General features: G+C 66.3%; 6 protein-coding genes and 1 pseudogene. 5 read left to right on the top strand and 2 right to left on the bottom strand.

All coding sequences use genetic code 11. From position 1 onward, the window contains the following. The 5 genes and pseudogenes from U9983_RS15275 to U9983_RS15255 all read left to right on the top strand — a co-directional run. Nucleotides 1-273: pseudogene (locus tag U9983_RS15275) on the top strand (hypothetical protein); the annotation flags it as partial. Nucleotides 274-487: 214 nt separating this feature from the next. Next, the gene (locus U9983_RS15270) at nucleotides 488-1,654 is read left to right on the top strand and encodes a nucleotide sugar dehydrogenase (protein ID WP_416211404.1); all 1,167 of its coding nucleotides are present in this window, start codon (nucleotides 488-490) and stop codon (nucleotides 1,652-1,654) included. Nucleotides 1,655-1,691: 37 nt separating this feature from the next. Then, nucleotides 1,692-2,573 carry a glycosyltransferase family 2 protein gene (locus U9983_RS15265; protein WP_322754666.1) on the top strand — a complete coding sequence of 294 codons (882 nt, stop codon included), beginning with the start codon at nucleotides 1,692-1,694 and terminating at the stop codon, nucleotides 2,571-2,573. A 5-nt stretch (nucleotides 2,574-2,578) separates the two neighbouring features. Further along, nucleotides 2,579-3,607, top strand: coding sequence for an NAD-dependent epimerase/dehydratase family protein (locus tag U9983_RS15260; protein WP_322754665.1), 1,029 nt, complete (start codon nucleotides 2,579-2,581; stop codon nucleotides 3,605-3,607). 31 nt (nucleotides 3,608-3,638) lie between these two features. After that, entirely contained in the window at nucleotides 3,639-5,051 is a 1,413-nt protein-coding gene (locus tag U9983_RS15255; RefSeq protein ID WP_322754664.1) for a hypothetical protein, read from the top strand. Nucleotides 5,052-5,072: 21 nt separating this feature from the next. On the opposite strand, the gene U9983_RS15250 is transcribed toward U9983_RS15255, so the two are convergent. Then, nucleotides 5,073-5,726, bottom strand: a complete 654-nt coding sequence (locus U9983_RS15250) for a PIG-L deacetylase family protein (protein WP_322754663.1) — start codon at nucleotides 5,724-5,726, stop codon at nucleotides 5,073-5,075. Nucleotides 5,727-5,758: 32 nt separating this feature from the next. Beyond that, entirely contained in the window at nucleotides 5,759-7,054 is a 1,296-nt protein-coding gene (locus U9983_RS15245; protein ID WP_322754662.1) for a glycosyltransferase, read from the bottom strand. Nucleotides 7,055-7,076 lie beyond the last annotated feature (22 nt).

The raw sequence follows: 7,076 nt of genomic DNA, 5'->3' as shown, positions 1-7,076 counted from the left end.
CTGGGTGGTGATCAGCACTTCTCGCCGCAGCTGTGGGCTCTGGGCCAGATGAACAGAGTACGACTGCAGCGCCATCGCCGAGGTGTGGCCGCCGCGCGCGCGATGCGCTGGGCGTTGATTCTCAACGCGGGTCTTCGTGCTCGCCGGTCGCCGACACACAGACGGGCATTGCAACTGCTGCTGTCCATCAATCCCGCGGTCGGGTTCCCGCCGGTGGCCTCGTTGATCGGGGCTCCGGGCATTTCGGGTGGTCCGCCGGCGGCCGGGCCATGACCATGCCCACGGCGTGGGAAGTCGTGACCTGGCAGGCCCGCGCTGGGGATCCGCTGCAACTCTGCGACGCTCCAAAAAGTTCCTGGGGGAGATAGTGACACAGAATCGGGACACCGACACCGACACCGACACCGACACCGACACCGACACCGACGCCGACATCGACACCGTGCAGCCGGCGGCGGTACGGCCGTTTCCCACAGATGTCGTCATCGTGGGAGGCTGCGGCCACGTGGGGCTTCCACTGGGTATCGCGCTGGCCTCGCGCGGCCAGCGGGTTCGCCTGTACGACATCGACGCGGCCGCGGTAGGGATCGTCAATGAGGGTCGCCTGCCCTTCCGGGAGCCGGGTGCCGCCGGGGTGCTCGCCGAGATGACAGCGGCGGGTCAGCTACGTGCCACGACCGATCCGGCGGTGATTTCCGAAGCGGAGCACGTGGTGGTCGTGGTCGGTACGCCCGTGGACGGGCATCTCAACCCCGACCCGCAGGTGGTACCCAGGGCGATACGCACGTTTTCGGATCATCTTGTCGACGGCCAGCTGCTGATTCTGCGCAGCACCGTCTACCCGGGCGTGACCGCTCTGGTGGAGAAACTCATCTCGGAGATCGGTCGCGACGTCCAGGTCGCCTTCTGCCCGGAACGGATCGCCGAAGGGCGGGCCATGACCGAGCTGTTCGAGCTCCCGCAGATCGTCGCCGCCCGGACGGACGCCACCAGGGTGCGCGCGACCGCGCTCTTCGCCGTTCTCACCAGCGAGATCGTGGACCTGCAGCCCGAGGAGGCGGAGCTCGCGAAGCTGTTCACCAACACCTGGCGATACATCAAGTTCGCGACCGCCAACCAGTTCTACATGATTGCGAACGATCTTGATCTTGATTTCGAGCGCATCCGCGGGGCACTCGCCCACAACTATCCAAGGGCGGCGGACCTGCCCGGCGCCGGCCTCGCCGCCGGCCCATGTCTGTTCAAGGACACGATGCAGCTGGCGGCCGTAACCAACAACACGTTCGCTCTCGGTCATGCCGCGATGCTGGTGAACGAGGGCCTCCCGCTTTACCTGGTCTCCCGGTTGAAGGAACGTTTCGACCTCGCCGGTATGGTCGTCGGCATACTCGGGATGGCGTTCAAGGGTGGTAGTGACGACACCCGGGCAAGCCTGTCGTACAAGCTCCGCAGGATTCTTGACTACTCGGCGGCCGGCACGCTCTGCACCGATCCGTATGTCACCACCGACGCTCGTCTGCTGCCGTTGGACACGGTTCTCGAACGGGCCGATCTCCTCGTCCTGGCCGCACCGCATCCGGACTACGCCACGTTGGAGACGGACAAGCCGGTGGTCGACATCTGGAATCTTCTCGGCGAAGGCGTGCGGGTATGACGTGTTTTTCCACTGAGGGTGGTACGGAGAACGTCCGATGACACCTCGGGTGTCGGTGGTGATGCCGGTCTACAACGAGGGCGACGCCATCGTGCCGGTGCTGGACCGGCTGCTGGAATCGGTGAGTCTCCCGTGCGAAATCATGGTTATCTATGACTTCGAGGGTGACTCGACCGTGCCGAGTCTGGTCGTTTACGCGGAGAAGGACGCGCGGGTGCGACCGGTTCGCAACACCTACGGGCGAGGGCCGGCGAACGCGATTCGCTTCGGCATAGAGCACGCGGTCGCGCCGGTCACCGTGGTGACGATGGCGGATGGCAGTGACGATCCGCGCCAGATCGACGAGCTGGCGCGGCTGGTCGACCGCGGTGTGGTGGTCGCCGCGGCCTCCCGTTACATGCCCGGCGGTCAGCAGGTGGGCGGCCCCATGTTCAAACGGGTGTTGTCGCGCGCGGCCGGGCGGTCCCTGTCGCTACTCACCCGCATCGGTACCCGGGACGCGACGAACAGTTTCAAGGCGTATTCAACCGATTTCGTCCGTAACGTCGGAATTGACAGTCGGTCCGGTTTCGAGATCGGACTTGAGTTGACCGCCAAGGCTCGCCGTCTCGGCCTGCCCGTTGCCGAAATTCCGACAATATGGCTTGACCGGGCACTCGGCGAGTCGAATTTTGATCTTGCCCGCTGGTTGCCCGAGTACCTCCAGTGGTACCGCTTCGCCTTCGGTCGGAGGTTGACTGTCGGCGAACTGCAGGCCCTGCGGCACACCGCGGGAACCGGTGGACCCGGCCCACGAAACGGAAACTATCCCCGCCCGCGACTCTCGAAGGTCAAGGGTGCGGGTGAGACTCCGTCCGAAGACAGCGCGAAAACTGGTTCTCCCGCGTCGGCGGAGGCCCCGAGAGATATCGAGGAATGATACAGATGGCAACGGTTCTGGTGACCGGCTCGGCCGGTTTTATCGGTGGTTATGTCGTGCAGGATCTCCTGGGTCGTGGCTACGACGTGGTGGGTCTGGACAATCTCTCGAAGTACGGACCGGTCGCCCGCAGCTACGACGAGCATCCGAACTACCGGTTTGTCGAGGGCGATGCGCGGGACACCGACCTGCTCAGTGAGCTGCTCGCCGACTGCGACCATTTCATCGCCGGTGCGGCCATGATCGGTGGGATTTCCTACTTCCACACCTACGCGTATGACCTGCTCGCCACGAACGAGCGCATCATCGCCTCGTCCTGTGATGCCGCTATCCGGGTTTTCCGCGCCGGCGGACGGTTGCGCAAGGTGACGTACCTCAGCTCATCGATGGTGTTCGAGTCGACGGACCGCTGGCCGTCGGTGGAAGGCGACGAGCGCAGGGTCGCGCCGCCCCTTTCCTCCTACGGGTTCCAGAAGCTCGCGGTCGAGTACTTCGCCCGAGCTGCGTGGGACCAGTACGCGCTGCCCTACACGATCGCGCGGCCCTTCAACTGCGTCGGTGTCGGCGAGGGCCGGGCGCTCGGCGAGGTCGAGGTGCTGTCGGGCAACGTCAAGCTGGCCATGAGCCACGTGGTGCCTGACCTGGTTCAGAAAGTACTCAAGGACCAGGATCCGTTGCACATTCTTGGTGACGGTAGCCAGGTGCGGCACTACACCTATGGCGGCGATCTGGCCGCGGGGATCGTGACGGCGATGGAGCATCCGGATGCCCTCAATGAGGACTTCAACCTCTCCACCGCCGAGTCGACCACTGTCCTGGAGCTGGCCGAGCTGATCTGGAAGAAGATCAAGGGCCAGGACGAGGAGTTCCGCTACGTCAGCGACGACCCCTTCCAGTACGACGTGGCCAAGCGGGTGCCGAACGTGGACAAGGCCCAGCGCGTCCTGGGTTTCACCGCCGACACGCCGCTGGAGACCATGTTGGACGAGGTCATCCCGTGGATCGAGCAGGCGGTCACGGACGGCCGGATCTAGAGCGGGATCTGGAGCTGACTGGAGGTCAGGGATGGCATCACGCAGGTCTGGCGGGACCCTTGTCGCCGCCGGCCGGGTCGGCGTCACGCACCGGCGTCCGCGTGGGCTCGCCGCGCGTACTGAGCTGTCGGACCGCCTCCGGTCAGTGTTTCCGCTGGACTCCGGGCCATTGGCCCGCCCCGGCAACGTCGTGGGCGTCCTGGCGGCGTTGGTCGCCGGTACGTTGGTGTCCCTCGCCCGCCAGGGTGGGATCGGCGCACTCGACACGATGTGGGCCGAGGACGGACATATCTTCCTGGAACAGTCCGTGCGTTTGTCGGTACTGGACGCGTTCACCACCACCTACGCCGGATATCTGCACGTCGTGCCGAGGACGATCGCGGCGCTCGCCGCTGTGTTGCCGTTGCGGGATGCGGCAGCGGGTTTCGCGGTCCTTTCGGCCCTGCTCCTTGCGGCTACCGCCGTCTTTGTCTATGTCGCGAGCGGTGCCACCCTGCGTCACCGACCGGTGCGGCTGGTACTGGCCGCATCATTCGTCGTCCTTCCGGTGGGTCAGGGCGAGGTCCTCAACAACGTCGCCGCGAACCTGCACTTCCCGCTGATGGCGGCGAGCGTGTGGGCGTTGCTGTGGAACCCGCGCGGGCGGGCCTCCAGCGCGTTGGCCGCGGGGGTGGTGGCCCTCGCTGTGCTTTCCGATCCGACGATGATCCTGCTGGCTCCGGTTGCCCTGCTGCGGGGACTGCTGTTGCGGGGGGCTCGTGGGTGGGCACCGGGCGCCGTGCTGCTGGCCGGATTTGTCGTGCAGATGATTCCGCGGGTGACCGGCAACACGGACCGCGCGTTCGAACCGCTGGCGCTCAGCCCGCTGAAGATTCCGGTTTACTACGCGCATAATGTGGTGGCCGGCGGGCTGTTCGGGGACAGGTTGCCGGGTCGTTCGGTGACGTCGCCCCGGGCGGCGCTGTTCATACTCCTGGCGGTCATGGTGCTCGGCGTGTTCGCCGCGCTCGCCTGGAAGCGTCGCCGGGCACCATCCACCTGGCTTGCTATGATCATGGTTGGGCAGAGCGTGCTGCTCTATACCGGGCCGGTGCTGCTCGCCGGCGCGGCAACCCCGCGGTACGCACTCGCACCGGCGCTGATCCTGTTGTCGGCGGCCGCTGTCATCGTGGACCGGGCTGTCACCGATGGCGACAACCTGGCTGTCGGCGAACCGCGACGGGCCGGATTCCTGCAGCATGCCTTCGTGGTTCTGCTGGTCTTCGCGATGGCAACGGGGTTCTGGATGGACAACGCCCGCGGTGACGGCCCCCGGTTCAGCCAGGAGCTGGCCGCGGGCCGCGCGCGCTGCGCGGCCCTGCCCGCTTCCGCAGCGGTCACGGTGCGGGTCAGCCCGTCGGGATGGTCGGCGAACCTGCCCTGTCAGGCCGTGCTCGACCGTTGAGCGCCGGGGCACTACCAGGGCTCACCACCGCACGATGACCTTCCGGGCGTCGAACCCCTCGGCGTAACGTGTGCCACACTCGACTCCGCGTAACCGCAACACCGCCCGGAAGGTCTCCTCGTCAAACCAGGGTTTCTCCTTCTGGCTGGGAAAATGCTCGATGATGTGTGCAAGCTTTGCCGTGACGGTTTCCTCTGACAGCGGTACGTACAGTGTTGGACGCATTATGTCGCCGTCCCACTTCGGGATCTCGTAGCCGAGGATCAGCGCCCCGCGAAACGCCTGCCAGGCAAGTTCACCGAGAGCGCGATGGTCCTGATGTGCGTCGCCCAGCGACGGAGCGAACACCACATCCGGGCAGACCTGCCGCGCGATCGCCAGGAGCACCTCCTTGACGCCTCCCCATTCCCGGGGAAGGAAGCCGTCCCGGACCTCGTGCAGGTGAAGGGAGCCGAGCGAGCCGCCGCCGAGATTACGCGCGCTCGTCTCAGCTTCGGCGCCGCGCTCGCCCGATCCCGCGAAGACGACCCAGTGCACGCAGGCCGTGGGGTATCGGGCGAGGAGCGCGATGATGGTGCCGCCGGCGCCGATCTCCACGTCGTCCGCGTGCGCGCCGAGAGCGAGTATCCGGTAGCCATGCCCGTCGGCGGGCGGCGCGGCGGTCATCTCCAACATCGGCGACTACCTTCGCGCCATGCACATCAGATTCACGTCCTGGAATTACCCAGCCATGCCGACCGAACACCTGGGGTAGAACGGAAAAATATAGTGCAATACTTTCTGATATGGGCGAACGGGCTGTTGTCGACTTCGGCCTGTGCGGGTGGGCCGGCCTGTTCGCCGACGACCACGTTCGGTCGGGCCGGCAACGGGCTCACACGGTCGGGTTTGGGCCAGGCCGCCGGCCGTTCCCCCTTGAGAAAACGGCGGATTCCGCCGAGTGCCACGGCCTGCAGGAAGAAGACCTGGGCCGCGAGACGTAGCGGCGCAGGCGGGTTCCCGCCCCTGATCACCGTCAGCAGGCTGCCCGCTCCCGCGAGGTTACCGGCCAGGAACAGCCGTGCGATCCGGCTGTGGCGGGCTGCGGGAACGCTGACCGCGATCAGCATGGCGTGGGCCATCGGCCCGAAGGACGACCGGACGAGCCGGTGCCCCCACAGCTGTGGGGTGACCGGTAGGGCACCTGGCACCAGCGCCTCCCGGCGGCGCCAGAGCATGTCGAGGTTGCCGGCCACCACCCGGGTCCGCCGTTCCCACTCCTCGCTGTACGTGGCGCTGGGGGTCTCGACCGAGTACGCGGACGGCTCATAGACGACTCGTAGGCCGGCCTCGGTGATGTCGAGAGCGAGCCAGGCATCGTCCACCGCGACGTCTGGGGGCAGCGTCTGGAAGACCTCCCGGCGGAACGCGAGCATCTCGCCGACGACGCCGATGGTCTGCCCGATGGCCGACTCGCACTGTTTGAGCCAGGACTCGAATTTCCAGTAGAAGCCCTGGCCGCCGGCAGGGTCCTCGACCCTTTTCTCACCGGCCACGGCACCGACGGTCGGGTTGCGGAAATGCCGCGCCGCGGCCCGCAGGGAACCGGGAGCCAACCCCGCGTTCGCATCCGAGAGCACGACAATGTCGTGACTCGCGGTGGCGACCCCCCGGTTGACGGCCTCGCACTTGCCCAGCCGCACGCCGGCTGACAGCACCGTGACGCCGGGCCGTCGAGCCGCCTGCGCGGTGGCGGGGTCGTCCGCGACGATGATTATTTCCAGTGGACCCGGATATCCGGCGGCGGACAGTTCATCGACCTTCTTTCTGATCACTGTCGCCTCGCGGTATGCCGAGACGACCACGGTCATCGACGGCCAGACCTCGGGATCCTCCGGCTCCTCGGTCCGGTGGCTACGGCTTTTCAGTGCGACGTAAAGCGGGTACAAAGCGTGGCCGTACATTGCTGTCGCTCCAAGTGCTGTTATCGCGACTCTACGTCCAGTACTGCGTACTCCCATCATGGAGACCACCGTAACCTGTGTT

This window comes from Protofrankia sp. Cas3 (assembly GCF_963555955.1).
Lineage (GTDB): Bacteria > Actinomycetota > Actinomycetes > Frankiales > Frankiaceae > Protofrankia.
Note: the sequence above shows the minus strand (reverse complement) of the source record. Positions and strands in the feature narration are given on the sequence as shown.

Excerpts from the sequence above, each read along its gene's own strand:
- U9983_RS15265 (WP_322754666.1), top strand. The coding sequence starts at position 1,692 with ATGACACCTCGGGTGTCGGTGGTGATGCCGGTCTACAACGAGGGCGAC.
- U9983_RS15260 (WP_322754665.1), top strand. The coding sequence starts at position 2,579 with ATGGCAACGGTTCTGGTGACCGGCTCGGCCGGTTTTATCGGTGGTTAT.
- U9983_RS15255 (WP_322754664.1), top strand. The coding sequence starts at position 3,639 with ATGGCATCACGCAGGTCTGGCGGGACCCTTGTCGCCGCCGGCCGGGTC.
- U9983_RS15250 (WP_322754663.1), bottom strand. The coding sequence starts at position 5,726 with ATGTTGGAGATGACCGCCGCGCCGCCCGCCGACGGGCATGGCTACCGG.
- U9983_RS15245 (WP_322754662.1), bottom strand. The coding sequence starts at position 7,054 with ATGATGGGAGTACGCAGTACTGGACGTAGAGTCGCGATAACAGCACTT.